General features: G+C 54.7%; 32 protein-coding genes and 1 tRNA gene. 32 read left to right on the top strand and 1 reads right to left on the bottom strand.

Translation table 11 applies throughout. The features are described from left to right. Window positions 1–4 precede the first annotated feature (4 nt). The 32 genes from WBP50_RS06130 (at window position 5) to nadD (ending at window position 23737) form a co-directional block, all read left to right on the top strand. Window positions 5–1003: a phage Gp37/Gp68 family protein gene (locus WBP50_RS06130; RefSeq protein WP_423932466.1), complete on the top strand. Its 999-nt coding sequence runs from the start codon at window positions 5–7 to the stop codon at window positions 1001–1003. 1 nt (window position 1004) lies between these two features. Further along, window positions 1005–1733, top strand: a complete 729-nt coding sequence (locus tag WBP50_RS06125) for a hypothetical protein (protein WP_423932465.1) — start codon at window positions 1005–1007, stop codon at window positions 1731–1733. After that, window positions 1730–1888 carry a hypothetical protein gene (locus WBP50_RS06120; RefSeq protein ID WP_423932463.1) on the top strand — a complete coding sequence of 53 codons (159 nt, stop codon included), beginning with the start codon at window positions 1730–1732 and terminating at the stop codon, window positions 1886–1888. The genes WBP50_RS06125 and WBP50_RS06120 overlap by 4 nt, the downstream gene beginning before the upstream one ends. After that, window positions 1885–2178 (top strand): ASCH domain-containing protein, encoded by a 294-nt coding sequence (locus WBP50_RS06115; protein WP_423932461.1) that lies wholly within the window; start codon window positions 1885–1887, stop codon window positions 2176–2178. The genes WBP50_RS06120 and WBP50_RS06115 overlap by 4 nt, the downstream gene beginning before the upstream one ends. A 2-nt stretch (window positions 2179–2180) precedes the next feature. Beyond that, entirely contained in the window at window positions 2181–2498 is a 318-nt protein-coding gene (locus WBP50_RS06110) for a hypothetical protein (protein ID WP_423932459.1), read from the top strand. Then, window positions 2498–3184 carry a hypothetical protein gene (locus WBP50_RS06105; protein WP_423932457.1) on the top strand — a complete coding sequence of 229 codons (687 nt, stop codon included), beginning with the start codon at window positions 2498–2500 and terminating at the stop codon, window positions 3182–3184. Before WBP50_RS06110 ends, WBP50_RS06105 begins: the two co-directional genes overlap by 1 nt. 541 nt (window positions 3185–3725) lie before the next feature. Next, window positions 3726–4292, top strand: coding sequence for a hypothetical protein (locus tag WBP50_RS06100; RefSeq protein WP_423932455.1), 567 nt, complete (start codon window positions 3726–3728; stop codon window positions 4290–4292). Beyond that, window positions 4289–5923 carry a phage portal protein gene (locus WBP50_RS06095; protein WP_423932454.1) on the top strand — a complete coding sequence of 545 codons (1635 nt, stop codon included), beginning with the start codon at window positions 4289–4291 and terminating at the stop codon, window positions 5921–5923. The genes WBP50_RS06100 and WBP50_RS06095 overlap by 4 nt, the downstream gene beginning before the upstream one ends. Continuing rightward, on the top strand, window positions 5910–7850 hold the full coding sequence (locus tag WBP50_RS06090; protein ID WP_423932452.1) for a phage major capsid protein: 1941 nt from the start codon (window positions 5910–5912) through the stop codon (window positions 7848–7850). The genes WBP50_RS06095 and WBP50_RS06090 overlap by 14 nt, the downstream gene beginning before the upstream one ends. Before the next feature lie 55 nt (window positions 7851–7905). Then, window positions 7906–8124, top strand: coding sequence for a hypothetical protein (locus WBP50_RS06085; RefSeq protein WP_423932451.1), 219 nt, complete (start codon window positions 7906–7908; stop codon window positions 8122–8124). Continuing rightward, window positions 8124–8414 (top strand): head-tail joining protein, encoded by a 291-nt coding sequence (locus WBP50_RS06080; protein ID WP_423932449.1) that lies wholly within the window; start codon window positions 8124–8126, stop codon window positions 8412–8414. Before WBP50_RS06085 ends, WBP50_RS06080 begins: the two co-directional genes overlap by 1 nt. Before the next feature lie 125 nt (window positions 8415–8539). After that, window positions 8540–8848, top strand: a complete 309-nt coding sequence (locus tag WBP50_RS06075) for a hypothetical protein (protein ID WP_423932447.1) — start codon at window positions 8540–8542, stop codon at window positions 8846–8848. A gap of 146 nt (window positions 8849–8994) precedes the next feature. Next, window positions 8995–9414, top strand: a complete 420-nt coding sequence (locus WBP50_RS06070) for a hypothetical protein (protein WP_423932445.1) — start codon at window positions 8995–8997, stop codon at window positions 9412–9414. A gap of 9 nt (window positions 9415–9423) precedes the next feature. Continuing rightward, a tRNA-Trp gene (locus WBP50_RS06065) sits at window positions 9424–9496 on the top strand. Window positions 9497–9542: 46 nt separating this feature from the next. Further along, window positions 9543–9887 carry a hypothetical protein gene (locus tag WBP50_RS06060; RefSeq protein ID WP_423932443.1) on the top strand — a complete coding sequence of 115 codons (345 nt, stop codon included), beginning with the start codon at window positions 9543–9545 and terminating at the stop codon, window positions 9885–9887. 17 nt (window positions 9888–9904) lie between these two features. Beyond that, window positions 9905–10048 (top strand): hypothetical protein, encoded by a 144-nt coding sequence (locus tag WBP50_RS06055; RefSeq protein ID WP_423932441.1) that lies wholly within the window; start codon window positions 9905–9907, stop codon window positions 10046–10048. Continuing rightward, window positions 10038–12902, top strand: a complete 2865-nt coding sequence (locus tag WBP50_RS06050; RefSeq protein ID WP_423932440.1) for a hypothetical protein — start codon at window positions 10038–10040, stop codon at window positions 12900–12902. Before WBP50_RS06055 ends, WBP50_RS06050 begins: the two co-directional genes overlap by 11 nt. Further along, complete coding sequence (locus tag WBP50_RS06045; protein ID WP_423932438.1) at window positions 12902–14044, top strand: hypothetical protein; 1143 nt, start codon at window positions 12902–12904, stop codon at window positions 14042–14044. Before WBP50_RS06050 ends, WBP50_RS06045 begins: the two co-directional genes overlap by 1 nt. Further along, window positions 14041–14883, top strand: a complete 843-nt coding sequence (locus tag WBP50_RS06040) for a hypothetical protein (RefSeq protein ID WP_423932437.1) — start codon at window positions 14041–14043, stop codon at window positions 14881–14883. The genes WBP50_RS06045 and WBP50_RS06040 overlap by 4 nt, the downstream gene beginning before the upstream one ends. After that, window positions 14884–15735, top strand: coding sequence for a hypothetical protein (locus tag WBP50_RS06035; protein WP_423932435.1), 852 nt, complete (start codon window positions 14884–14886; stop codon window positions 15733–15735). It abuts the gene before it with no gap. A gap of 14 nt (window positions 15736–15749) precedes the next feature. Further along, a complete protein-coding gene (locus WBP50_RS06030) occupies window positions 15750–16346 on the top strand; it encodes a hypothetical protein (RefSeq protein ID WP_423932433.1) in 597 nt (198 codons plus the stop codon). After that, window positions 16346–16564 carry a hypothetical protein gene (locus tag WBP50_RS06025; RefSeq protein WP_423932431.1) on the top strand — a complete coding sequence of 73 codons (219 nt, stop codon included), beginning with the start codon at window positions 16346–16348 and terminating at the stop codon, window positions 16562–16564. The genes WBP50_RS06030 and WBP50_RS06025 overlap by 1 nt, the downstream gene beginning before the upstream one ends. 103 nt (window positions 16565–16667) lie before the next feature. Further along, a complete protein-coding gene (locus tag WBP50_RS06020; RefSeq protein WP_423932429.1) occupies window positions 16668–17555 on the top strand; it encodes an N-acetylmuramidase domain-containing protein in 888 nt (295 codons plus the stop codon). Between the two features lie 23 nt (window positions 17556–17578). Further along, complete coding sequence (locus WBP50_RS06015) at window positions 17579–17935, top strand: hypothetical protein (RefSeq protein WP_423932428.1); 357 nt, start codon at window positions 17579–17581, stop codon at window positions 17933–17935. Beyond that, window positions 17928–18287 (top strand): hypothetical protein, encoded by a 360-nt coding sequence (locus WBP50_RS06010; protein ID WP_423932427.1) that lies wholly within the window; start codon window positions 17928–17930, stop codon window positions 18285–18287. The genes WBP50_RS06015 and WBP50_RS06010 overlap by 8 nt, the downstream gene beginning before the upstream one ends. Continuing rightward, window positions 18284–18544, top strand: a complete 261-nt coding sequence (locus WBP50_RS06005) for a hypothetical protein (RefSeq protein WP_423932425.1) — start codon at window positions 18284–18286, stop codon at window positions 18542–18544. Before WBP50_RS06010 ends, WBP50_RS06005 begins: the two co-directional genes overlap by 4 nt. A gap of 9 nt (window positions 18545–18553) precedes the next feature. Next, a complete protein-coding gene (locus WBP50_RS06000; RefSeq protein WP_423932424.1) occupies window positions 18554–18940 on the top strand; it encodes a hypothetical protein in 387 nt (128 codons plus the stop codon). Between the two features lie 8 nt (window positions 18941–18948). Next, a complete protein-coding gene (locus WBP50_RS05995) occupies window positions 18949–20721 on the top strand; it encodes a hypothetical protein (protein ID WP_423932422.1) in 1773 nt (590 codons plus the stop codon). Then, complete coding sequence (locus tag WBP50_RS05990) at window positions 20715–20981, top strand: hypothetical protein (RefSeq protein ID WP_423932421.1); 267 nt, start codon at window positions 20715–20717, stop codon at window positions 20979–20981. The genes WBP50_RS05995 and WBP50_RS05990 overlap by 7 nt, the downstream gene beginning before the upstream one ends. 440 nt (window positions 20982–21421) lie before the next feature. Further along, window positions 21422–21895: a hypothetical protein gene (locus WBP50_RS05985; protein WP_423932419.1), complete on the top strand. Its 474-nt coding sequence runs from the start codon at window positions 21422–21424 to the stop codon at window positions 21893–21895. Window positions 21896–22275: 380 nt separating this feature from the next. Further along, window positions 22276–23136, top strand: coding sequence for an outer membrane protein assembly factor BamD (locus WBP50_RS05980; RefSeq protein WP_423932417.1), 861 nt, complete (start codon window positions 22276–22278; stop codon window positions 23134–23136). Between the two features lie 10 nt (window positions 23137–23146). Continuing rightward, complete coding sequence (gene nadD, locus WBP50_RS05975; protein WP_423932416.1) at window positions 23147–23737, top strand: nicotinate (nicotinamide) nucleotide adenylyltransferase; 591 nt, start codon at window positions 23147–23149, stop codon at window positions 23735–23737. Between the two features lie 27 nt (window positions 23738–23764). On the opposite strand, the gene argS is transcribed toward nadD, so the two are convergent. Beyond that, entirely contained in the window at window positions 23765–25420 is a 1656-nt protein-coding gene (argS, locus tag WBP50_RS05970) for an arginine--tRNA ligase (protein WP_423932414.1), read from the bottom strand. Window positions 25421–25427: the final 7 nt, after the last annotated feature.

The following is a 25427-nucleotide window of genomic DNA, read 5'->3' as shown; positions in this document are numbered from 1 at the left end:
GGTTATGGGTGCAAAAACGGAAATCAACTGGTGCGATGCGACATGGAACCCTATAGTTGGCTGTTCCAAGGTGTCGGCAGGGTGTGCGAATTGCTATGCTGAGAAGATAGCGGCAAGGTTTGTGCTCTGCAGAAACGGAAAAGAAGGGATCAAAGGGCCGTACTATGACGTGATGCACTACAACGATCATTTCCGCTGGGTATGGAGTGGTGAGACTGTGCGAAAGCAACCGAAATTCAACCCGCTGACAGCTCGGAAACCGAGGACGATTTTTGTCTGCTCAATGGGTGACCTGTTTCATGAAAGCGTACCGGATGAATGGATTGATGACGTTATGGCGGTAATTGCTCTATCCCCACATCACCGGTATATGTTGCTGACAAAAAGACCAGCACGGATGTTTGCATATATAAGCGATCCGGGAACCTATGCAAGGGTCGTTTGTGAGACAGCTAAATACAGGCATAGAAACCCGTCGCTGAACCGCGTTCCGGTATCATCATTTGGGCCTTTCTGGAAGCACCTCGCCATCGGAGTGTCAATCGAGGATCAGGCAACGGCCGCTTACCGGATATCGATGCTTTTGCAGATTCCTGCAGCCCGGCGCTTTGTGAGCTATGAACCTGCGCTCGGGCCGGTAAAGATACGACCTGAATGGCTTACGGGTCTCGATCTCGTAATAATGGGCGGTGAGAGCGGCCCGAATGCGCGGCCCATGCACCCTGACTGGGCCAGATCGATGCGGGATCAGTGTAAGGAAGCAGGGGCGCCTTTCCACTTTAAGCAGTGGGGCGAGTGGCACGAAGAGCCGATAGGATTCAGTGAGGAAAGATTAGTTGAACTTCGTCATGCACGATGGTTATCACAAGCTGGCCACGTTGCCGAGCTTGGATTTGGAGAAGATATTTGCAATTCAATTTTCATTTATTTGGTTGGCAAAAAAGCGGCCGGGCGGCTGCTTGACGGTGAGGAGCATAACGGAACAATTAATTGGGAGAACTAAAATGAGCGAACAATTTGAAGCCGACCAGCTGCACGGCTCTGTGCAGCCAGCAAAGCCGATGAAGGGCGACAGGCCCGGAGATAAACCAGCGAAGTGCGGGGAATGCCCGGATTACGGTGAATGTGGAGGGAACGTAAGCGCTGATACCCCAGCACCATGCTGGAGGCCCGTAACGCCACCGTCCGCAGTGCCGGAGCAGGGCGAGTTTGAGCGGTTGGTTAAAGCTGGAAGCAAATGGGAAGTGCAGGATGAGCCAGAGCAAGAAGAGGCGAGAATTGTTTCGGATCATAACAAAATCATCGACCGCCTCGCCTCCGCCCACAACCGCGCCATGTCGGCAGCACTGGCGAGGATTGCGGAACTGGAAAAATACATACAGGAAATGGTCGATATTGCGGCAGAAAATCGGCTTGAAGGTTATCGTGAGCTTGCGAATAAATGCGCAGAACTTGAAGCTCGTGTTGACTCCTATCGCCATGCCAACGAATCAAAAGCAGTACGCATACAAAAGATGAAAGAGCAGCAAGAAGAGGATATGAGAGGTCGTAAGCAACAAATCACGCAGCTCCTGGCGGACAAGGCGGAGCTGCAAGCGCACATCGTCACGCAGTACCATTCTTGCGGACTTCGAATGGATGTTTATGAAATGATCGATGGAAAGCTACGAGCGTTCCCCGCTGATAAGCAGGTAGTAGCAAAAAAGAAGAAAAAGCACAAGGGGGAGGCGTGATAATAGTTCCAATATTCGGGCTTATGTTTATATCCGCAATTGTCCTCTATGATATTTTTATTGCAGGGCCAAAAGCAGAGAGGCAGGTCAAGAAAGAAAAACTTTGCAAGCTTGCGGATAAATACGGGGTAATCATAACGGAGGATGACGCATGAAAGACCTCATTTTGCACGTCAAGAAGGAATATTTCGAGCAGATCAAATCCGGCGAAAAGACGGAGGAATACCGGGCGGCAAATCATTACTGGCAAAAACGCATTATTGGCCAGCAATACGACTCAGTTGTGATATGCTGCGGGTATCCGAAAGCGGGAGACGATGATCGACGAATATCTTTTCCTTGGACGGGATGGTCGAGCCGGGTTATCACACACCCGCATTTCGGAGATTTACCAGTGACGGTTTTTGCAATAAATCTTATGAAGGCCCAGGAGGCACTTTTTTGAACATGGTGCTGCAGTGGGCAAATGGGGACCAGTTGAGCGGGGTTGCTGAGCGGGTTCGAGGGTTGTTGCCTGATGGGGTTCCGGTTGTTGAGAGTAATGGGCGGTTTTTTCTTGATGAGGAGCGTGTTTCGGAAAGGGTTGCGGCTGCGTGCCGGTTTATGGTTTGGGGTGATTGGTTGAGCGGACCGGACAGGGTTGTTTCGGATGAGTTGACGACCAGGCCGATTCTGGTTGGTGATTCCGGCGATATCAGGAGAATGGGGTTATTGGTTGCTGGGGAGGAGGTAGTGGCTGAGCAGTTAGATTTATTCGGGGAATAATGAGTAAATTTCAGGAAACTGTAGAAAAACCCATCATGAATATTTCTGTTGAGTCGAATGTGAAGGAGGTGCTTTCGGAGTTTGACCGGATATCGAATTTGAGTATCCCTTTTGCGATTAAAGAGGGGATTAATGACACGTTTTTCCAGATGCGGCAGGAGTTGCCTGGGGTTGTGGAGTCGGAGTTTGACAAACCGGTAGCTTTTACGAAATCGCCGTATGCGTGGGACGTGGAGAAGGCTCAGAAGTATGCTTTGGTTGGCATGATCAAAATGAAGCCCTTGCAGGCGGAGTATATGCGGTTTCAGGTGTATGGTGGGACGGAGTACCCGAAGAAACGCGGGATCCCGGTTCCGACGTCCGGAGGGAAAATGAAGGCTTCTCACGGAGGATTGAAAAAGACGTGGAAAGCTGCGCTGAACGATAAAATGTATTTTTCGGGAAAACCGAAGGGGGCGAAGTGGGCGAGTTCTCCGGCTGGAGTGTGGCGCCGGTCGGCAACCAAGGTCAGCAAAAAGACCGGTCGCAGAACAAAGGGGCGGTTGCGGCTTGAATTGTCGTGGGAGGCCGCAACGCATTACCAGGAGCGGTGGGATTTTCATGCTTATGCTACAAAGTATTTTCAGGCGCGGTTCAGTGATAATTTCAGAAAACGGCTGCAGGAGCAGCTTGCCCGGCGCGGCTAAAAGGTTTTTTATTTAATGGCTAAATGTAATTGGAGGAATTATGGATCACAATGATACGCTAAACCTGAAAAAGAGGGACCTTGACAGAGCGTCACAGGTGCTGTATTCACTAAGCCTGGATACTGATGTAAAGAGGACGTTATTCTGGCAATTGAAAATCTTCGTAATGCAATGGAGGATTTCATAGAAACCAAAACGGCTATTGAGCTAATCATGCTCAGGCACCTCCAAAGCCTTGAATGTAATTTTCCTGGCGTTGAGATTACGTGCATCGATCTTCTTCGTGACAGACCTTTAGGATTGAAGTCAACAGTGATATCCGTGCAAATTGAGGCTAAACTCAAATAAGTTTGATGATTTTTGCGGGATTGGTCCTGCAAAAATTGATTATGATCTCGGCGCTGAAAGAACAGCGTGGGAAGGATTTTATTACCCGCATCGTCAGGAAAAACCACTTCCAATCAAATAAATCTTCTATATAGAAAGACTTTTTTTTGCTGCTATTTACATAACCTTCTTGCCATGGTAAACTGTTTAAAACATGTTTGCCATGGCGCTTACGTCTACTCCTTCAAAGATCACGGTTGGCGATTCCGTCCGTTGGACGCGTTCGTTTGCTGAGTACCCGGCTCCCGGCTGGGCATTGAGCTATGCGTTCGTTATGTCCGGAGAGTCCATCAGGGTTACCGGGGAGCAGTCGGGCAGCTCGGCAGACCATCTCATTTCTATTCCAGCAGCAACCTCGGCCGACTGGACGGCTGGAACCTATTCTTACCAGGCATATGTAACATCAGGCAATGACCGGTTTGTGGTTGAAACCGGCACGATTGTTATTGCTCCGGATTTTACCGCGCAGTCCTCCGGGCTGGATAACCGGAGTTTGGCGGCCAAGGCGCTGGCGGCGTTGGAGAGCGTGATTCTTATCCGCACTTCTCAGCCGCATCTGGAGTACACAATCAAGGATCGAAACATGAGGTTTGCTCCTATTCCGGAGCTTTTGGCATCGAGGGACAAGCTACGTGCCGAGGTTCAGCGTGAGCATGCGCTGGAGCGCAGGCGGAAAAAGGGCGGCAGTTTGTTCAAGGCCGTTAAGGTGAGGTTCACGTGAGCGAGCTTCTGCAGAACGGCCGGCTTCTGGAAATGCTGAAGGAGCCTGCAACGGGAACGGGAATCAGATCGGCTCCGGTTTCGCGGGTGGTGACCGGTGCTTCGGGGATTATGCCGAAGCATGGTCGCCGGCAGTTCGGCGCGGCGACGGTTGATCGGTTGACAATGGATTGGCCGACGGTGAATCTGTCGGCGGATGAGGTTGTCGGGCGCGATTTGCAGAAACTCCGAGGTCGCAGCCGATGGCTGGCATCGAATAACGGGTATTACAAACGGTATTTACGGCTGAACGTGCAGAACATCGTCGGGCCGAAAGGCGTAAAGATCGATGCAAAAGTGAAGCTGGACGCAAAGCGGTTTGATAAGCTTGCCAATACGGCGATAGAAACCGCCTGGGCTCAGTGGAGCAAGAAGGGTGTGCCGCTTTTCGGGTCGCAGTGGACCCGCCGGGATCTTGAGAGGGCGATTGTGTGGAATGTGGTTCGCGATGGGGAGGTTTTCCTTCGGAAACGGTACGGCTCCGGTCCGTTCGGGTTTCAGATAGAGCTGATCGACCCGATGAGGGTTTCGACACAGATAAACCGGATTCTTCGGGACGGAGCGGAGATCATAAACGGCATCGAATACGACGCCGACAAGGTTCCGGTAGCGTACTGGATACTGAAAAAAGGCATGCGGAGCGATTACACTGGCGAAACCGCCATTCGCACCGAGGCGAAGTACATTGAGCACATTTTTTTCCCCAGCGAGGCAGAGCAGAAACGCGGCTGGCCGTGGATGGCAACAGCAATGCAGCGTGTGCATATGCTTGACAAGTATGAGGCCGCCGAGGTTGCTACGGCACGGCTTGCGGCCGAAAAGGGCGGGTTTTTCAAGCAGTCCGTTCCGGATGCGGACGATTACGCCGGAGACGATGAAGAGGGATCTTCCGAAATAGAGTTTCTCGACAGTGAGGCGGCGACGTTTGGCGTTTTGCCTCCGGGGTTTGAGTTCCAGCAGTATGACCCGACACACCCCACAACGGCGTTTGCTGATTTCTCGACAAAGCTGCTCCGTGGTATTGCATCGGCCGGAGATGTGAACTATACCAGCCTTGCCAACGACCTGAGCGATGTGAATTACAGCAGCGCAAGAATCGGCATGCTGGAAGTGCGGGACAACTGGCAGGAAAAGCAGCAGTGGCTTACCGAGTGGGTTCATGAGCCGCTGTTCCCCGAGTGGATGAAGATGGCGATGGCTGCCGGCAAGATAAAGCTGCCGTTCTCGCGGTTTGAGGAGTTTGTTGCGGCGGTTTCGTGGATACCCCGTTCGTGGGCGTGGGTTGACCCGCAGAAGGAGGCCGTCGGGAATCGGGAGGCTGTGGCGTTACGGGCAAAGAGCCTGGGAGAGGTGTGCCAGGACCGTGGCGTAGAGTTCGAGGAGGTAATCGACAGCCTGGCGAAAGAGAAGGAGTATGCAGAATCGGTAGGTATCGACATGTCTTCAATATTCGGGGTGCCGACAAAAGGCGGCGCGGCAGATGAAGCGAGAAGCCTGAAGGCGCGAATAGAGGCGCTTGAGTCGGCAATAGAGGAGGCCGGAGAACGGAGTGTAACGAAAAAGCTTAATGGCCACGCATATGCCAAAGATTGACCTGAAAGATTTTGAGCCCGTCCGGATGAAAACCGGAGTCCATTACCGGAACGCCGAGATAACCGTCCGTGCAGCCGGAGAAGGTGAAGAGCCTACTTATGAGTTCTATTTCTCATCGGAGGACGGTGTTTCGAATCGCTGGATGTGGGTGGAAGCTCAGGAGCGCTATGTGTGCGGCACTGAGGTTCTGCTGCACGGGAAGGAAAACGTGGATATGAGCTGGATTGCCAGCGGAAACGCCCCGTTCCTCAAAGGCCATCGCATGAGCGAACAGGCAGGCGTTATTCTTGGCGCGGAGATTGATGAAAGCGCAAGAAAAGGAAAAATAACCGGGCTGAAGTTCAGCCGGTCGCAGCTGGGGCAGGACCTGAAAGCCGACATTGACGACGGCGTGAGGAAAAACGTCAGCGTGGGGTACGTGATTATGGAGGTGGTTGAGGCCGAGGCCCCGAAACGCGACACTCCAGGAGTATACCACGTTACCCGCTGGAAGCCTTACGAGGTTTCGAGCGTATCGATTCCCGCAGATGAGACCGTCGGCATGCGCTCGAAGGAGCAGGATTTCGAAATGATTGTTTATCGCAAAAGAAGCCTTACAAACCCAAACGGAGAAGGGACCATGGACCCTGAAAAAGACGCCGAACGCGGGAACCAGAATCCCGCTCCTCAGACAATCGACGTGAAAGTCGGCGAAGTCGAATCGGATGCCTCTCGCATTCACAAAATTGCCGACCTTAACCGGGAAGTTTTCCCCGCAGGCCGTGAACTTGCCGCTCAGGCGATTGCCGAGCGTAAAACCTCGGATGAATTCTGGAAGGAGTTCCAGCCGGCGCTGCTCGATTACCAGAAAAAGCAGGCAACCCTGCAGATCGGTATGACCGCCAAGGACAAGGAGCGGTTCAGCCTGCTCAGGCTCAGCCAGGCGCTTGATCCGAACTGCCCGGAAGTGGGGATGAACGATATCGGGTTTGAACGTGAGATTTCCGGCGAATACTGCAAGCAGCGCGGCATTTCCAGCCAGCGCGGCGGCATTATTGTGCCTCTGGAAGCCATTCCTCCCCGTGCATCACGCGCGGCAATCATCAGCTCCGGCACCGGATCGGGCGTTGTTGAGGAGTTCGGCAGCGGCGAGGTTATCGAGTACCTCCGTCCTCTGGCCGTTCTCGGCCGGGCAGGCGCCCGCTTTCTCAGCGGTCTGGTCGGAAAATTCGACATGGCAAAGATCGGTGTGGGAACCACATCGTACTGGGTAGGCGAAAAGACCGAGGCCGGAGATGACGTTACCACGTCCGCCATGGACCTCGACCTTCTCCAGTTCCTGATTCACACCGTGGCCGCATCGCAGGGAATTACCCGACAGATGCAGAAGCAGACCTCCTCCTACGATGTTGAATCGATTGTTCGCGGGGACCTCTACCAGAGTCTTGCCGATGCAATCGACCTTGCCGGCCTTGCCGGAACCGGTTCAAACAGCCAGCCTACCGGCGTGATGTACACATCATCCGTCGGAACCGAGGCGCTCGCAACGGCGAACTCTCCTCTGTGGAGCGACGTGGTGAACATGGAAACCACCGTTGCCGAAGCGAACGCACTGAAGGGCTCGCTGGCATACATTGCCCACCCGACACCTGTCGGCACCATGAAGCAGACGCTGAAGGCTTCGGGCGTGAGCGGGTTTATCGTGGAAGGCGACCAGTGCAACGGGTACCCGATCCTGAGGAGCACCAACGCTCTCAAGGGCGCCGTGAAAGAAACCATTTTCGGCAACTGGAACGAGCTGATGGTTGGCATGTGGGGCGGTCTTGAGCTGATTGTGAACCCCTACAAGCACAGCGAGAAAGGCATTACCGTGCTGACGGCGTTCCAGGACCTCGACACACAGGTAAGGCATCCGGCATCGTTCGTTTACACCACAAACCCGGCGTAACCGGCGCTTAACCACAAGGACATAACGAAACATGTGGATCACACTGATTAAAGGGATGAACGTCCTCCTCAAAAACGGCACCGTGTCCCCGGAGAACCCGGGGGCCGTTGTCGAGGTGGGGGACAGGTTCGGCCGGCAGCAGATTGCCGCCAAACGTGCCGAGCCGGCGGATGAACCGACGGTGAAGGTCGAGCTGGTAGGTGAATTCGATGAACCGGCCGTAAAGGTCGAGAACCGTGAGGACTCGCTAAGGGCAAAAATAGCGAAACGCTGATGTCCTTTCAGGAGGACATATCGCTGTTTTTTGATGCGAAGAGCGGCGCGGCAGTATCGGCAGTGTTCAACAGCACTGCGATATCGGTGCTATTCGATGACGAGCACTACGCAGCGTCTGGTGAAGGGGCCGATATTTCGACCTCTCAGCCGATGGTAACGTGCAGGGCTCAGGATGTTGCCGGTATCGAGCAGGGCGATTCCATAACGGTTGACGGTACGGCTTATTCCGTGGCCGACGTGCAGCCGGACGGAACCGGGGTTATGGTACTCATTCTTCAGGAGGCGTAATGCACGTAAGGCAGCAGATCAGGGAATACGTTGTTGCAGAGCTCACAGGGCTCGCGACAACAGGCACAAAGGTTTACCCGTCACGGGTGTTGCCGGTGCCAAACGAGTTGATGCCATGCCTTTGCGTGTACCTTGGAAAGGAATCCGGAAGCGAGAATGACGTTCCGCTCAACTGCAGCGGACGGACTCTTGAGGTGGTGATCGACGCGTATGTTTCCGGACAGGATGCCGACGATACCCTCAACGAGATATCCGCCGAAATTGAAACCGCGCTGTTTGCTGTTCCGGCAATGGGCGGGCTGACAAGGGGAATCTACTTCCGAAGCATGGCGACCGTTTACCCGGCTGATGCGGCAAAACCTTTCGGCATACAGCGCAACATTTTTGCCGTAGAGTACGTGATTGAAGATGGAGACCCGGAAAATGCCGTCTGAACCAGAAAAAACCGTCCGGATGCAGGGGCCGAAAGGCGATATCCGGGATGTGATCCTTTCGATGGTCGAGTTTATGGCCCAGAGAGGATGGAAAGAGTGTAAAGAGAAGAAACCAAAACAAGTAAAACCATCCAGGGAGCAGGACCATGGCTAAAACCTTAGGAAACAGCGCGGAATTCTATGTGGGAACGCATAAGGTTGCCGGCGTGAAAATGATTGAGGTCGACGAGGGAGAGCGGAACTTTGTTGAAAGCGAGGAACTCAGCGTCGACGACCGCCCCGACACTTTTGTCGGCAAACTTTCCAGCATCGGGCTGAGAGTGCTGGTTGAACGCGATGCGGCCGATACCAATGGACAGCTCGCGCTGATTGCGGCTTTTCGGGCAGCGACAACCGTTACAGCTGTCGTTTACCCTGAAGGCCATACAGTCGGAAACGAATCATGGAGCTACACTGCATATGTGCAGAAGCCCGGCGCGATCAGCTTTGAAAACGGAAAAATACCGGGATACGAGTTTTCGCTTCGCGTTACCGGAAACATGACGCCAGGGACGGTTTCGGCGTAGGCCGGAGTTTGGCGGGTAGCTCAACAGGTAGAGCAGCGGTCTCCAAAACCGCCGGTTGAGGGTTCGAGCCCTTCCCCGTCAGCAAATTTGTTGGGAGGAGTATTTTCAATCAATGTTTTGGAGGAAACATGTCTTTTATCGACCAGATCGAAGCTATCTATGATAGCCTGCCGCTTGAAAAACTTCCGGTACCTGAATGGGAAACCGCAGAAACCGGTGAGGTTTTCGTCCATTACAAGCCAGCGACACAGTACGAGCTTGAGCTTGTAACCAAAGAGATCCCCGAAAACGCAAAAGGCTCGCGCTTTAACGTCCAGCTGGTGATTCTGAAAGCTCTCGATTCCGAAGGAAAGAGGCTTTTTGTAAACGGCGACGCGGAACGGCTTTCCAAAAAGGGGTTTATCAATGTGGTCAATCGCCTGGCAAATGCGATGGTTAAAACCCCGACCATAGAGGGTGCTGAGGGAAACTGACATCCAGCCCGGGCCTGATGGACTGGTTCGGGCTGGCGCATGAACTGAAGATGCCGGTAGCAAGGGCGCAGCGAGAAATTTCGCTGCAGGAGTTCCGGCACTGGCAGGCATTTTTCAAGATCAAAAACGATAGACTGAAGGAGGCGCGGCGTGGGAAGTAGTCAGGACATCAAATTTAAAGTCCGGGCGGAAAACGATTCCCAGGCCGCGTTTCGTGCGTTTCTCGGCGACGTAAGCAATTCCGAGCGGGCGCTGAAGAGCCTTGCCGGCGAGATGAACACGGTAAAGCAGGCGCTGAACGGTGTTGCCAGTGTCCATTTCGGGAAAGACATTGCCGCCGACACAAAACCGGCAATCGGGTCCATAAACGATTTGCAGGCTTCCTTGAAGCGGGTTACCGCTGAAATGGCCAACATGCCGGTAGGGAGCTCAAAATTCAATGCATACGCGGCTGCAGCAACGCATTTCCGCTCGGAACTGGCTGCCGCACAAGGGCCGATAAAAGCCGTTGAGGGCGGGTTTTCTCGCGTAGGAAAAGGCTTGGGTTCGTCGTCGACGCTTGCCATGAACCTCGGCCGCGTGATTGCGGATATGCCGTATGGCGTGATGGGTGTTGCGAACAATGTTGAGCAACTGGCCTCGTCCTGGGCGGTCGCAAAAGCCGAAACCGGCTCAGCAAAAGGCGCTCTCACTGCGCTGATCGGCAGTCTTGCCGGGCCAAGCGGCCTGCTTATGGTTGGCGTCCCTGTGGTGACTGCGCTTGCTGTCGCGTTTGGGGATGACCTCATGAAAGCGATAAACGGAGGGTCTGCAGGGATAGAGGGTCTGAAAAAGCAACTCGAAGGCATCCAGCAGTACCAGGACTTCGACCTCACCATCAAAATCGCCGGACTCGAAGGCATTGCCCGGCTCAAGGCGGAGCTGGACCAGCTGATAGCAAAAAAGGCGTACCTCGAAGGTTCATCAGCCGCAGACGCCAGAGTAAAAGCAAGTACTCCGTCAGGTTTGCAGCGGTTAGTAGGTGGCATGGTGTACGGTCAGTATTACACTCCGGGAGCGGAGTATTATCAGTCTCGGAAAGCTCAATCGGCTTTTTATTCGAACACAGCCCGGCAAATTGCCGCAGGGAAAATGTCGCTTGGTGAAGGCGAAGATGTCAGGATGCTGACCACATACCTTAAAATGTCCGAAGATTCGGCCCGAAAGCTTTTGGCAACGAATAAGGTCAACCTCGATATAGCGGTAAAACAATCCGAAATAGGAAAGCAGGCCGGCAAAGATTCCGAAAAAGCGGCGCGTGTTGCCGGCGGCGGGCGCGGGGGGACTTCTTCGGTCGACAAGGCGGCGCGTGAGGCGCAAAAGGCGTATGAGGAACATGCCGTGGCGGTAGAGAAGGCGACGGAGTGGTATGGTAAAGCAACGGAGACCGTCGAGGGTCAGTATGAAGCACAGAAAAAGGCAGTCGACATTACTGCAATGCTTGTACTCCTCGAGCAGGAGCACATAATCACCAAAGCCGAGGAAATTCGCCAGCTTGAATTTGCCAATCTTGCCCTTAAAAAGTTTTCGCTGAACGCTCAGAACGCGTCTCCCGATATGGACAAGCTGATCGGCGCCCTGCCGGACCTGTTTGGAGACGATATTAAAAATGGCGTTGAGGGAACGGTTTCGGGCTTGCAGGATCTCGGGTATGCCATGGAGCAGAGCGGCATAAAAATCAAGGGGTGGGATTCGTTTGTTACCGCTTATGAGCAGTACAACGAATATCAAAAGCTCGACGGCGGGGAAGGAGCCGGAGGGGCTCTATTCAAGAGCATCGGCTCGGCCATTCAAGGGATTGGTCAGATGGTTGGCGGAGGAGTCGGCAACGCAATCAGTTCGACGGCAAGTTTGGCGCTTGCAGGTTTTTCGGTTGCTGGGCCAATCGGCGCGGTTATCGGTGGTGTAGCCGGACTGGTTTCGTCGATTTTTGGCGGCGGAAGCAACGAGAAAGAGGCAAAAGCCAACCGCGACCAGATACGCCAGCAGATATATGACAATATGGTGCAGTCTGCGCTTTCCGGCGGCACGGAGTCGCTGAAAATCCTGCGGGCATCCGGGTACACCTACGATAAGGTGAAAAACTATCAGGACCCTGGGTATAAGGGCATCAAGCGGGATACATCAGAGCGGTTGTTTGAAGATCGCGGTGTCGGTGAGCTGCAGACCCTTCAGACGGTGCTGAACGTACTTGACCAGGCAGGGAAAACGATTAATGACTTTATGCGTCCCGGGTTGATAAATGATCTTGATTCAGCCCAAGTGCTCCTCGAGTATACCGTGGCGGAAGTCGGGTCTTTGTCTCAAGCTACAGCTGCATATTGGGATTCCGTGATCAGCACGGTTACGGGCATCAACGCTGACAGCGTTGCGGAGCTTATGCTGAACTCAATTGCTCTTGCAACAAACAGCGACCAGGCGGCGCGGATATTTGCCGAAGGCTTTGAGGCCCAGCTGGTGACATCGCTGAAAAATATGGCGGTTGCACAGATGGTTGATGAGGTCGTTATGAGCCAGCTGCAGCCGGCGATGAAAACCATTGTTGAAGGTATGATCAGCGGAGACATGACGTCTGCCGATCTTTCAGCTTTTGCCTCGCAGGCCCAAACGCTGGCCGCCACAATCGCCCCGGTCATCAGTGAACTGTACAACGTGTTCGATTCCGTTTCGCTGAACCGGTACGTGTATTCCGGAACACCAATCGAGGCCCGGGCTTACGGCGGGCCGGTAACGGCAGGACAGTCGTATATTGTAGGTGACCGCCGCCAAGCTGAAGTTTTTGTTCCAGGATCGGACGGGTACATTTTTCCGGAAGTCCCTGGAAGCGGGTCCGGATCGGTGCAGGTGGTAATGCCCGCAACCATAAAAGTCCAGATAGGCGACCGGGAATTCAATGCCTATCTCGACGAGCAGGCCGTAAAGCGCGAGAGCAGGATTTCCGTTACCGGCAACCGAACGGCAAGGACGGTGTACTGATGCTGCTGCTTACCATCAACCACTCAGGGGAAACGGTGCGCTGCAGCACTGAAACCCGGCCGCTGGAACATCAGTGGCACGGCGTGGTGAGCCGAATCGATCCCATTATTGTCCGGTCAAACTACGACTACGGCGGGTACCTCAGGGTATCGATGCCGACGGTCAGTTTTACTCCGGCGCTGTTCGACCCCGCAGAGGGCCTCATTTCGGTTTTTCCTCCACCGAAAACTCTGCTTGCGGTGGTCGCGGCGACGGATTCGGACGAAGCATCCGCCGAAACGCTCTGTAGTGGAACACTGGTCCGCACCCGGTGGAGCGAAAAGGAAATTGTGTATACCCTCTACAGCAACCCGTACCTTCCAATTCCCGGCGCGGGGGAAGAGCTCAGCGTTCAGTACTCGGCAAATAAATCGAGCTGGCACAGCAGCTACCAGGACGGCGACCTCTACCTTCGCACATCAACCGACGGGGCCACATGGAGCGGTAGCGTTCAGTTTGTCATGCCCGGGGGAACGCCTTTGGCAAGCTGGGGACCGACAACCAACCTGGTTACAGGGTTCTTTACCAGACTTTGCACGGAGCTCGGGCTCACGCTCGACAGCACTCATGCCATGGCGAGCCCGCCGGTAATAACCGGCACCGTTTCGGGAAACTCGCTGCTGCTCGACGTAGCAGACGCCGTTGCAGCCTACTTTGGGCTTTTCTTCTGGATCGACCCTGAAAGCATGACGCTACACCTGGTCGACAACGTAGCTGAAACCGGCACCCCGATCGATTACGGCCGGTTCGACTTTGTCCGCACGCCAGTTTATACCGACATGGTGCCGGTAAACACCGTCAGCGACGGGACGGGGTTTGTGTATACGGTGGGAGAATCGACGTTCGGGCAGGAGGTTTCGGCCGGGCAGGGCCTATACGCCACTGATAACCGGTATCTGAAAAAAATTGCCGATTATCTGGCGAAGCAACAGATCGAGTTTACCGTTCCGGAGAGTTTTGGCGTGTTTCAGTGCGGGAGGAAAGCCTCCTTCATTGAGTCGAGAACCCCGGTTGAAGTGGGCGCCGAAATGTGGATGAGAAGCGTTCAGTACGATCTCCAGTCGAAAAAAACAACACTGATCGGCGAGGGGGTGATTGCATGAAAGTGATCTACACCGATACCATCGAATCGATCACGCTTGTAAGCGGCACGGTCGACGCGGAATACCCTTTGACGAACCTTCAGAATGGCCACCCGCGCAAGCCGTTCAGGACGACGACGCCGAGCTGTGTCATTCGGGTGGTTGAGCCGGGAATCGCCACGGCTTGCGCCATTGTGCTTACTAATGCAAGTTCGGTTTCGGTGGCGGCCGTTATTGCCATGACTTACGAATGGGGTGAGTCCGAAGCCGGGGCTATCATTACGGCCGGGCAGGACGAAACCGGTGCGACTATTGCGTGGGTTGACGAATCGGATGAGGTGGAGACATGGGAGCAGGAGTTTGACAATTTCGACGGCGAAACCGGTTTCTTTTTTGCCGAGTTTCCCGCACTGCTAACGTCTGGAACTCGCACGATCGATATCACCCTCACCGCGCTGGATCACAGCTACGTGAGCGCAGGATTACTGGTAATCGGTAAATCCCTTTCCTTTCGGGATTTTCGCCACAGCAGCTATAAAGGAGGGTATCTCGACAACGGCACCGAGATTGAGTTGCACGACGGATCGATATGGTACAAACCGGGCATGGTGCAGCGAGCCCCGGAAGGTCACGTTGTGATGCACAGCGGAATAACCGGGCCAGACCCTGCCGGATACGCGACATACAAGGATTTTGACGAAAAAATCATCCGGCCACTGGGTAAAACTCCTCTGGCGTGGAAGCTCAGCCAGAACGGGAATCTTACCAATATTTTTGCTGGGCTCGACGAAATGCCTTCCGAAGTCGCCCACGGGCTTGATTACAAACTCGTAAGCATAAAATTGAGGGAAAAACTGTAAATGGCAAATCTGAATTTTAAAACCTCCCTCACGGGTGGCGGACTCACGGCAGTAGACAGAAATGTGTCGGGCATGAAGGTAGACGGCTCCTACTGCTGGGCGTCAATTTCGAACGCGCTTTACGGCTACCGGTTCAGCGGGTCCAGCCTTGCAACTGCAGACGGGCTGACGGTAATCATTCCGTACGGCCAATCATCCGGCACCGCAGGCCGGTGGCTGTTGCAGAGGATTAAGTATTTGTCAGCACCTGTTGTGCAGGGGAATCTCACTTTTGAAGACGGAGCAGACGGAATTGTTTTTGGGGACGGGTCTCAAATGCGCCCGTCAGCGACGCACGGTCTCTGGATTTACCAGGGTGATGACTCAAAGCCGCCGGTTGTACGTAATGCGGCAAATACTGCAACGTTGCTCGCGCTCAACCCCGCAAGCTCGGCGGAGCATATTGCTGGTACGGTTGACAACAAGCCTGCCACTCCTTCCGGTGTCGCAGCTGCTGTCGGCGCGGCAAACTCGCCGTTTGTGAAATCAGCGCTCAACGCGATCGGGGAAGCCCCGATTTTCGCTCCTCGGGCATGGGTAAGCTTTAACGGCTCCGGGACAGTGGCGATTTTAGGGGCCGGTAACGTAACCAGCATTACCGACCGCGGAACAGGCCTGTACACGGCAAATCTTGCAGTTGCGCTGCCTGACACCAATGCCGCCGCGATTGCTGGGTGTCGCGGCGATGGAGGCGAGGCTGATCGTTGCCCAACAAGTTACATCGCATCGACATCGCAGGTTTATGTCTGCACTGCAAATTCCGGCGCAAGCAAGCAGGACGTCGGTTATGTGACACTCGCTATTATAACATGACAACCACAGATAAAATGGCCATTATTTACCAGACAGAAAACGGCATTGCAGTCATCACCCCAACATTGAGCGGGGGGTATCCAATTACTGAAATTGCGCTGAAAGATGTTCCGCCTGGGCTCCCGTACATAATTGTAGCAGATACTGACGTTCCGGATAGGACGTTTCGGGAGGCGTGGGAGGCAGACTTTTCAGTTCCAGCCGGATTCGGAGCAGATTGGGGAGTCGGTAGTCATCTGGCTGTAGTCGGCTACGACAAAAGCGGCGCGGCGCGCAAATTTCGGGATCAGTCGAATGGAGCCGCAACCGCGTTCCGGTCAGCAGCGAGCGTACGGAAAACTACCACTGAGCCCGCGCAGCCGAACGGTGCCGCAATAACCATCAACCTCGAAAAGGCGCGGGAGATTGCCCACTCCATCCGCCGCCGACTGCGTGATGCCGAATTCGTCCCGCTTGACGATGTGATAGCAAAGCAAATCCCCGGCACCGATTTTGCGACTATCGAGGCCCAGCGGGAGACCGTGAGGCAAAAGTATGCCGCTATGCAAGCGAATATCGACGCGGCCGGGTCTCCGGAAGAATTGAAGGTAATAATCACACCCGCATCATAATGGCAGAGGAAATTTGTTGCACGGACATCGTCCGGCAGGACGAACGGTTGAAGGGGATAGAAGAGCGGATGTCAAAAGGCGAAACATCCATTGAAAAACTCTGCGACAAGCTCGAAAGCAACACTCGCTGGCTCATAGGCCTGTTTTTCAGCGAAACCTTGCTACTTATTGCGGCGCTTGGGCTCCTGCTGAAAATATCGGGCATGGTGCCAAAATGAGCCCCAATGTCGAACTGGCCATTTATGCCGTACTTGCCCTGTCCGCAGGGCTTCTGGCTGCTTGGCGCGACATCCGCGAAAAACTGAAAAAAAGAAACGGACCATGAGCGACGTAATCAGAATAGCACAGGAACTCCTGAAAGACCGTGGATTTTATGCCGGGCCGATCGACGGCCTTGCCGGAAAGAAAACCCACGATGCCGCAGTGGCGGCCATCGGCAAAAAATACGGGCTCATTCCCGACAAGCAGCGGGCTGAAGAGTATGCAATCATGTTCGTGCAGGACTACGCCCTTACGCTTGGCCTCGATTCCGGTCCGGTAGACGGATGGTACGGACAAAAAACCGCCGATGCGGTAAAGCATATCTGCAGGACGATAGCTCAGCCGGTTCCGGCGCGCAAGCCCGGCACAATCCTTTCTGAGCAGGACTTTGCCGAAGCGTCCCGCAATGCCGGTATCGAGCTTGCCATGGTAAAAGCCATCACATCGGTAGAGAGCCGTGGCCGTGGATTCCTGCCCACCGGAGATCCGATCATTTTGTTCGAAGGGCACGTGTTCTGGTCTCAGCTTGAAAAAGTGGGCAAGTCTCCTCAGAAGATATCTCTTACGCTACCGCAAGGGATACTTTATCCCAAGTGGGTGAGCAGCTTCTACGTCGGCGGAGCGGGTGAATGGCAGCGTCTCGGAATTGCTGCAGAGGTTGACCAGGGCGCGGCTATGCAGTCCGCAAGTTGGGGACTCTTACAGGTGATGGGGTTTCATTTCAAGGCCTGCGGGTACGCCAGCATTCATGCGTTCGTCGAGGCAATGCGCCAAAGCGAGAAAAACCAGCTTGTCGCCGCGCTCAGGCTGATGGCTACCATACCGGGAATGCTGGCGGCAATCAAGGCGCACGATTTCAAAGGAATTGCCCTCCGCTGGAACGGGGCTGGCTACGCCAAGCACGGCTATCACACCCGGCTCGAACAGGCTTACCGGAAATACTCCTGAAAACTTAACCTATAAGTTGATTTATGGACCAGATTATTGCATCAATCATCAGCATTTTCGACCCCTACTACATCATCGTCGTCGTTTTTGGCGTCTACGGTGTCTCCAAGGTGCTCGAGCGATACGTTCCGGCGCTGACCCCGGCCAGGATTTCAGCCTGGGTTGTGGCGTCAAAAAATCCACTTTTCGCCGTCATCAAGCAGGACTGGAAAAAGTGGGTTACCGTTGCCATCGGCGCTGGCGCGGGAGTGCTTTTTGTGCAGGCCGGGTGGATGACGCTCCGGCAGGCCATCCCAAGCTTTCTGCTTGCCGAGGTAGGCTACAGCTACCTCATTAAATATATTTTCACGGCGCTCAAAATTGAATACCAGCATGATTAGCCTCATAGCCAAACTCATCCCCTACAAATGGGCAATCACCGCCGGCGCGGTGGTGCTGATCCTCTCAGGGATCTATGTAAAGGGCCGAGCCGACGGCAAGCATGCCGAACGTGCCCGCTGGGAAGCCCGCATGGTGGCGGTGCAGCACAAGATCGATGCCCTCGAGGTGGAGAGCGACAGCCTGGCATACTACCGCCAGAAAGCCGCAGCAGCCGAAATTGCGGCCGCACAGAGCCATACCGCCGCGCTTGCCGGAAAGATCGAGGCGCAAAAACCGGCGATCAACGTCTCCGGCCCGATGCCGAAACCGGCAATCGATCTCTACAACGAAGCCGTAAGGGGGGCAAAATGAAAAAAATCGCTGTAATGCTCATGCTCACGCTCGGCGCGTGCGCAACAACAATCCCGGCCGTGCCGAAGTTTCCACAGCCGCCCGTTGACCTGCAGGATCCTCCGCCCCTCACGCCCCTGCGGGACGGCGCCATGATGAGCGATCTCCTGCAGAACGCCACGCAGAACTACGGGCAATACCATGTAGTGAGCGCAAAGCTCCGGGCGTGGAACCGCTGGTACGATGAGCAGAGATTATTATTCACCAAAACAAAGTAAGGAGAAAACATGCCACTTTCAGACGAATTCAAAGCCGCCATGCTTGCTGGCGGTGAAGCCTTTATCGCAGACGGAGGCATCCTTCGTATGCACACCGGCGACCCTGGGGCAGCCGGAACAGCAAACCTTCTTGCACCAGGAAACGGATACGCTCATCTGACCGGCGTAGCGTTCAGTGTGAATGGCTTGTACATCGACAACGACAACCCGCAGGTTCTCGGAGTCCGTACAGGTGGAGGGAACATCCAGCTGACGCATTTCAGCCTTTTCAAGGCGAATGGTACATCACGGGTGATGCATGGCCCTCTTGCTGCTCCGGCGACCTACGCCGTCAACGGTGATCCTCCGGTTTTCAGCGCGCACACTCTGAGAACCTCAATCGCCGACCCGGCGTAAAGTATAACGTGATTTACAATCCCGCCATAACCGCGTACGTCGCCGACCTTGCCGAAAGCGCGTCTGTCGAGATCGGCGACAGCAAGACTGTGGATTTTTTCCCGCAGGCAAAGGTCATACGGGACGGAAATGCCGCGAACCTGAGCCTTCGGTATCTCGGAGGGTCTGTGTCCGGGCATGCTGAAGCTGACGGGGTTGTGACCGCTAAGGTTGACGATGCGACTGTCGAGTTTTTCGACAAGCCGGAATCCGGGTCTTTTGAGATTGAGGTCGTGCTCAACAAGCGCCCCGCGTCAAATCGCTTCGACTTTTCGATTCGGTCAAAAGGAGTTTCGATTTGGGAGCGGATGGCCGAGATGCCGGCGGAACTGGTTGCTCGCGGCGCTGTCGTGCCGGAGGATTCTGTCGGGTCTTTGCTTGCTGTTGGCTCCGACGGCATCCCGATTTTTGACGTCAAAAGGCCCTGTATTGTGGACGCGACGGGGGCATCAGTGTTGGGCGAGGTCGAGATTATTGGCGACGTCCTGACCGTCATTGCCCCGGCGGATTTTCTTGCGGCGGCGGCTTTGCCGATCAGGGTTGATCCAACCGTCGGTTATACAACCCTTATCGGTCTTATCGATGTGACTGCTGCCGCGAACTGGCCGTCATTTCTGCGAATCTCACTGCCGGAGCCCGCAAAAAACCTTGTCGTGCAGGTCTACTGCAGTGGCAGTGGAGTTTCCGGTAAGGGGTTGCTTGCGGCTGCCGATGGCGCAGGAGGAGTCTACGGGACACTGCTCGGAAGCTCATCCGCTGTCGCGCTTGGCTCGCTTGGCTGGACGCCTTTTGTGATACCGGGCACTGTTTCAGCTGGGACTTATTTTATCGGCTTTGTCACAAATGGCAATGCCGGGTTCAAATTCCGCGACGCGTCCGGCCAAGCGCTGATCTATGCCACCGGGCCGATCTCCGGGTACTATGACAGCCCGACAAGCCCTGTGCCAAATCCGGGATCGATCCTGTCTGGGTATGTATATGTGATGAAGCTGGACTATGACGTCGATACGGGCGGATCAGGCCCAGAGATGTCGTCACTGGTAACCGGTATCGGCACTCCGTCGGCTACAGCTGGGCCACTCGCGCAAGCGTCTGCAGAAGTACCGGGCATTGGGACGCCTTCGGGAGTTTTGTTGGCTCTCCCTCCGGCGTCCGGGGCGTCTGAAGTGATAGGAACCTCCTCCGCCACACTTTCCGATCTGCCTCAAGCATCAAGCACGATAGAGTGTACAGGGCAACCCTCCGGCGCGCTGGCAAGTTTACCGGCAATCAGCTCCGAGGTTCTTGGTGTCGGGACTGCTACTGGATCGGCGGCCCTGCTTGTCACCATGTCCGGAGAGGTTGTCGGTATCGGCACCGTGACCGGGTATATGACGGTCGAGCAACCGGAGCCCGAAGGCCCGCAGATGTACGCTGTCGTTTCAGGGCTCGGGCAGATTTCCGGGGAGATTTCGATCTTGCCGACAGTATCGGCCGACGTCGTCGCTGCAGGCTTGTCGTCCGGCACTCTTTCGGGGCTTTCGTCCGTAGGGGCTGAGGTCTACGGTGTCGGAACCAACTCTGGGGCGCTTGCAGATCTGCCAGGCATCGGAGCAATTGTGTCCGTGATCGGGGTTGTGGTTGGCGGCGGTGAGCCAACATTCCTTGCGTTTTGCGGAGTCCGCGCAACGCCTTATATTATAACAACTCTTGAGGTGTCTGAGTACATCAGACAAATCATAAACGTGGAGCCATCATGCTGATTTTGCGCGGAAAACCGGTAAAAATATCCGGTAAAATTATTATTGATGGCGCGGATACTGTGTCCGGCGTGACGGTGACAATCGTGGGGCCTCAAGGGGACGATGTGATTACCGGAGCAGCGGCAAACGTATCGGGTGACTCATTTTTTTATGTACACCAGACCAACGAGACGGACCGGAAAGGCGTTTATAAAGCCATAACGAAAACGTCCGCAGGAGTATTCGCTTCCCCAGAAGAAACTGAGTTTGAGTTGGAATAGGTGCCGCTCCATCGTCTTTTTTGCCCCGGCTCGTCCGGGGTTTTTTTATTGGTGCAGGCGTTGGTATACATCGTAAAAATCCAATGGGATACAGTTTTGATCTGCGCCAATATGACTCCCCTAAGCTCCACAGCGGAAGCACAAACGGCAACCTCGCCCAGCGACTTTTTTGTGTGGGGCCGGTTCCCGCATGGCGCTTTCTCCATAGCCGCGCTCCCGTTTCAGAAAATACCCCGTTGCCTGCTCGACTCCGTTGATGGTTTCTCCTTCCGTTCGAGAAAAATTCACGTAATAATTGTTAAGCGTTGCCCGCCCGGAAATTCGGAGCTATATTCGACGGCATGTATGCTGCAGTGCTATACCGCATCCTTCTGGAGGCGGCGAATCTTTTACTTATACCCTCACGAAAAAAACGCTCAGGAGATGAAGCTATGAAACACATGAAAAAAAACATTGCCGCGATGGCCCTGCTTGCCGCATTGCTCTTCCCCCTCTCTGTCGGAGCCATGGAGCCGGTTCCGACAAAAGCTCCCAAAACAGAGGCTGTCCCCGATAATACGAAAGGCCTGTTCGTTGTGATTGCGGATGCCGATCCCATGACCCAGATGATGGCGCTGGTGCTTGCAAAGGAAACGGTATTGCAGGGCAAAAGCGTGCAGATTCTTCTGTGCGGTCCCGCCGGCGATCTGGCGCTGCAGAAAAGCCGTGAGGTTATGATGAAGCCCCTGAACAAATCCCCTCAAATGCTTATGGGGGATCTTATGGCCAAAGGGGTGCCGGTCGAGGTCTGTCCGCTCTATCTGCCGAACAGGGGGAAAACGGAGGCGGATCTCATCAAGGGAGTGACTGTTGCCAAGCCTCCTGTTATCGCCCAGAAACTTCGTGCCGAAGGCATCAGGCTCTTTACTTTCTGACAGCGGTAGTCCTTCTTTTTTCAGGCGCCTCATGGTTGAGGCGCCTGTCGATATCCGTCCTGTCCTCCGCAATCCCCGCCTTCATCGGCAGTTCTCCCTCCCTTCGTGTTTCACGGGCGATTCAGGATTTCTGCCAGCCGCCATTATCGGGATTGTTCTGTGTGCTCAGCCATCTGCAGGGCTCGGCATTCAGCGAATTACTGAAAAATGATGCTTCGGATTGATAATCACGCAGGCAGGTTGTAAATTCATATTCAGGTTCATTCCTGTACAGGCCCATCCTGTTTTCTGTTTATTTTGTATTATGCTGTTTAATTCAAACCCAATGGCCTAACGGAGTTACTATGTTTCGTCCCAGATTGACCCTGCGTTCAGCCCTGATGATAGTTCCTGTTTCCGCGCTTCTGTTCTCAGCCTGCTCATCTTCGAAGGTGTCGCTCGATTCGTCCGCTGCTGTCGAAGGCAGTTATGAAAAGGCCCTCGGCTACTACGGCAAGGAAGATTATGAAGATGTCGCTCTGACGCTCGAACCGGTAATGTTCACCTCCCGCGCAACGGCACTCGAAGACGACGTTCTCTTCCTGCTCGGGCAGTCCTACTATAAATCCAAGCAGTATCTGCTTGCCGTCGATATGTTCACCCGTCTCCTGCAGCAGGTGCCCTCTTCGGCATATGCCCGTCAGGCACAGTTTCAGCTGGCGCAGTCGCATGAAAAGCTCTCCACTCATTTCGAACTCGATCATGAGCATACCCTGAAAGCCATTCAGCAGTTCGCCGTTTATCTGGATATGTATCCGGGAAGGGATTCCGCACAGGCAGCCGCTGATGTCGATATGTATCGGGAGATGGTGAAAGTCAACCCCTCCAACGATGCGTACCGGGAACGGTACCTGGCGTCTCAGGCCGAGCTTGAAAGCGGCCAGTCGCAGGCCTATGCCGAGAAGGCCATCGCCGCCCTCCGCGAAAAGCTTGCCAAAAACGTCTACTATATCGGACGGCAGTATATCCAGCTGAAGAAGTACAAGGCCGCAGGTATCTACTTCGATGAGGTGATCAGGCGCTACCCCGATACGATCTTTCTCGAGCAGGCGTGGCAGTCCAGAATCGATGTGCTGATCAAACGAAAGAAATGGTTTGATGCCGGTCAGGCTCTCGACCGCTATCTGCAGCTCTACCCGGATAAAGCCTCCCAGATGCAGGATACCCGCGACGAGATCATGAAGAATTTCAACAACAGCTGAGCCTTTCAGGGTGCATCTGGCTCTATACGGAGGATCGTTCGATCCTCCGCATAACGGGCATCTGGCGCTCTGCCTTTTTGCCGCAGAGCTGCTCAGGGTGGATCGGCTGGTTATTTCAGTTTCCAACAATCCGTTCAAGGGCGGATACCTTGCTCCGGACGCGGACCGGAAGCGAATGGCGCAGCTGCTTGCCGATGAGCTTGGCCGTGTAGGCGTTTCTGCAGAGGTGAGCGGTTGGGAACTGGAGAAAAGGCAGCCCTCGTATACGGTCGATCTTGTCCGCTATATCCATTCGGTCTATTCTCCCGATTCGCTGACCCTGCTGATCGGCGAAGACAGTTTTCGCGAAATCACCTCATGGAAATCATGGCAGAGTCTTTTTTCGCTCTGCCGGATAGCGGTATTCGGAAGGAGTTCATGCACGGATATCATGGCGCCGGAGGTTTTTCCTCCGGATTCGATCCGCTTCATCGATTTCGACTGTCCGCATTCGTCAACCGCAGTCCGCCAGGCTGTTGCCTCAGGGCTTCCGGTTACAGTCCTTCTCCCCTCATCGATCAGGCATTACATCGCAGAGCATGGCCTCTACCGCACCGCGTAGTCAGACTCCCGCGGCAACGGGGCGTCGTTACATGGATTCCGGAGCCGATATGCCCAGAATCCTGAACCCGTTCTGCAGCACCTGACGCGTCGCAAGCGAGAGGAAGAGCCTTGCCATGCACGTTTCAGGTTCCGCTTTCAGGATCGGGCACTCCTGGTAGAATTTGTGGTAGAGTTCCGCAATGGAGTGCAGGTATTCCACCATTTTCTGCGGTTCCAGAATCCGAACGGCGGAGCGGATCACTTCGGGGTAATCGAGCAGCGCGAATCCCAGCTGGACTTCCGGTTCCGTCGTGAGTTTCTGCATCAGATGCCTTCCGGTTCCGTCCGGCTTGAATCCGGTCTCTTCGGCGGCCATCCTCAGGAGGCTGCAGATGCGCGCATGGGCATACTGCAGGTAGAAGACCGGGTTGTCCTTCGACTGTTTTTTTGCCAGTTCGATGTCGAAGTTCAGGTGGGAGTCCTTGCCGCGCATGATGAAGAACAGGCGTGTCGCGTCGGCGCCCACATCGTCGATCAGCTCGTCGAGCAGGTCGGCGTTGCCTTTGCGGGTGGACATTTTGACGGTTTCGCCGTTCACCGTGGTGGTGACGAACTGGTTGATGGCGACCCTCATTTTCGAGGTATCGTGGCCGAGGATACGCAATGCCTCCACAACGTCGGGGTACTCGTCGATATGGTCGGCCCCGAAGACGTTGACGATAAGATCGAATGATCTGCGGTACTTGTCGAGATGGTAGGCGATGTCGGGCAGGCGGTAGCTGGGTTCTCCGGAGGATTTTACCAGAACCTTGTCTTTTTCCTGTCCGAGCTTTGTCGTCAGAAACCAGGTCGCTCCGTCGTAGCGGTCGATGAACCCTTTCGACTGGAGCAGCTCAAGCACCTCATCATTGGCGGATTTCCCGTTTTCCTTAGGGGTGTAGAGGGTGTGTTCATTGAAAAACGAGTCGTGGCGGATATCGATCCGCTCGAGGGTTTTTCTGATGGAGCTGAAAATGATCGATTCCGCGCTGTCCTTGAAAATCCCCAGATCGGTGCGGTCCTTGAGGGTGCTGCCGTGTTCGGCGAAGAGGGTTTCGGCAATATCCCGGATATAGTCGCCCTGATAGTGGGTATCGGGGAAAGCCGAGCCCTGCCCGCACCGTTCGAGGTAGCGGTACCGGACCGATTCGCCGAGAATCTGCATCTGACGGCCGGCATCGTTGAAATAGTACTCCCTGGTGACGGCATACCCCTGTGTTTCAAGCAGGTTCGCGATGCAGTCGCCCAGCACGCCGCCCCGGCCCCTGCCGATGGTGAGCGGCCCGGTCGGGTTGGCGCTGACATATTCCACAATTGCCTTCTGCCCCTTTCCGGAGCATGAGGAGCCGTACCCCTTTCCTTCGACGAGGACATGCTCCACCGACTGCATGATGAAGGAGGGGGCCAGATAAAAGTTGATGAAGCCCGGCCCGGCCACGGTTATCCTGTCCACGGTTCCCTCGGGAAAGCTCATGCGTTCGATCAGCTCCGCAGCCAGCTCTTTCGGGTTTCTGCGGCACTCTTTCGAGAGCAGGAGCGCAATATTGGTGGAATAGTCGCCATTTTTTTTATCGGCTGGTTTTTCGAGCAGAACGGGTTTTTCCGTCGTTATCGCTGCCGCCAGCAGGGCGCTCCTGATGGCAGGAAGAAGGAACTCTTGCATCTCAATA

Origin of the sequence: Chlorobium sp., assembly GCF_049593655.1 — a bacterium.
In the GTDB taxonomy this organism is placed as follows: Bacteria; Bacteroidota; Chlorobiia; order Chlorobiales; family Chlorobiaceae; genus Chlorobium.
The sequence above is the reverse complement of the archived record's forward strand: the minus strand, read 5'-3'. Positions and strand labels throughout refer to the sequence as shown.

Coding starts and splice junctions, on each gene's coding strand:
- WBP50_RS06130 (WP_423932466.1), top strand. CDS start 5: ATGGGTGCAAAAACGGAAATCAACTGGTGCGATGCGACATGGAACCCT.
- WBP50_RS06125 (WP_423932465.1), top strand. CDS start 1,005: ATGAGCGAACAATTTGAAGCCGACCAGCTGCACGGCTCTGTGCAGCCA.
- WBP50_RS06115 (WP_423932461.1), top strand. CDS start 1,885: ATGAAAGACCTCATTTTGCACGTCAAGAAGGAATATTTCGAGCAGATC.
- WBP50_RS06110 (WP_423932459.1), top strand. CDS start 2,181: ATGGTGCTGCAGTGGGCAAATGGGGACCAGTTGAGCGGGGTTGCTGAG.
- WBP50_RS06105 (WP_423932457.1), top strand. CDS start 2,498: ATGAGTAAATTTCAGGAAACTGTAGAAAAACCCATCATGAATATTTCT.
- WBP50_RS06100 (WP_423932455.1), top strand. CDS start 3,726: ATGTTTGCCATGGCGCTTACGTCTACTCCTTCAAAGATCACGGTTGGC.
- WBP50_RS06090 (WP_423932452.1), top strand. CDS start 5,910: ATGCCAAAGATTGACCTGAAAGATTTTGAGCCCGTCCGGATGAAAACC.
- WBP50_RS06085 (WP_423932451.1), top strand. CDS start 7,906: ATGAACGTCCTCCTCAAAAACGGCACCGTGTCCCCGGAGAACCCGGGG.
- WBP50_RS06080 (WP_423932449.1), top strand. CDS start 8,124: ATGTCCTTTCAGGAGGACATATCGCTGTTTTTTGATGCGAAGAGCGGC.
- WBP50_RS06070 (WP_423932445.1), top strand. CDS start 8,995: ATGGCTAAAACCTTAGGAAACAGCGCGGAATTCTATGTGGGAACGCAT.
- WBP50_RS06060 (WP_423932443.1), top strand. CDS start 9,543: ATGTCTTTTATCGACCAGATCGAAGCTATCTATGATAGCCTGCCGCTT.
- WBP50_RS06055 (WP_423932441.1), top strand. CDS start 9,905: ATGGACTGGTTCGGGCTGGCGCATGAACTGAAGATGCCGGTAGCAAGG.
- WBP50_RS06045 (WP_423932438.1), top strand. CDS start 12,902: ATGCTGCTGCTTACCATCAACCACTCAGGGGAAACGGTGCGCTGCAGC.
- WBP50_RS06040 (WP_423932437.1), top strand. CDS start 14,041: ATGAAAGTGATCTACACCGATACCATCGAATCGATCACGCTTGTAAGC.
- WBP50_RS06035 (WP_423932435.1), top strand. CDS start 14,884: ATGGCAAATCTGAATTTTAAAACCTCCCTCACGGGTGGCGGACTCACG.
- WBP50_RS06030 (WP_423932433.1), top strand. CDS start 15,750: ATGGCCATTATTTACCAGACAGAAAACGGCATTGCAGTCATCACCCCA.
- WBP50_RS06025 (WP_423932431.1), top strand. CDS start 16,346: ATGGCAGAGGAAATTTGTTGCACGGACATCGTCCGGCAGGACGAACGG.
- WBP50_RS06020 (WP_423932429.1), top strand. CDS start 16,668: ATGAGCGACGTAATCAGAATAGCACAGGAACTCCTGAAAGACCGTGGA.
- WBP50_RS06015 (WP_423932428.1), top strand. CDS start 17,579: ATGGACCAGATTATTGCATCAATCATCAGCATTTTCGACCCCTACTAC.
- WBP50_RS06010 (WP_423932427.1), top strand. CDS start 17,928: ATGATTAGCCTCATAGCCAAACTCATCCCCTACAAATGGGCAATCACC.
- WBP50_RS06005 (WP_423932425.1), top strand. CDS start 18,284: ATGAAAAAAATCGCTGTAATGCTCATGCTCACGCTCGGCGCGTGCGCA.
- WBP50_RS06000 (WP_423932424.1), top strand. CDS start 18,554: ATGCCACTTTCAGACGAATTCAAAGCCGCCATGCTTGCTGGCGGTGAA.
- WBP50_RS05990 (WP_423932421.1), top strand. CDS start 20,715: ATGCTGATTTTGCGCGGAAAACCGGTAAAAATATCCGGTAAAATTATT.
- WBP50_RS05985 (WP_423932419.1), top strand. CDS start 21,422: ATGAAAAAAAACATTGCCGCGATGGCCCTGCTTGCCGCATTGCTCTTC.
- WBP50_RS05980 (WP_423932417.1), top strand. CDS start 22,276: ATGATAGTTCCTGTTTCCGCGCTTCTGTTCTCAGCCTGCTCATCTTCG.
- argS (WP_423932414.1), bottom strand. CDS start 25,420: ATGCAAGAGTTCCTTCTTCCTGCCATCAGGAGCGCCCTGCTGGCGGCA.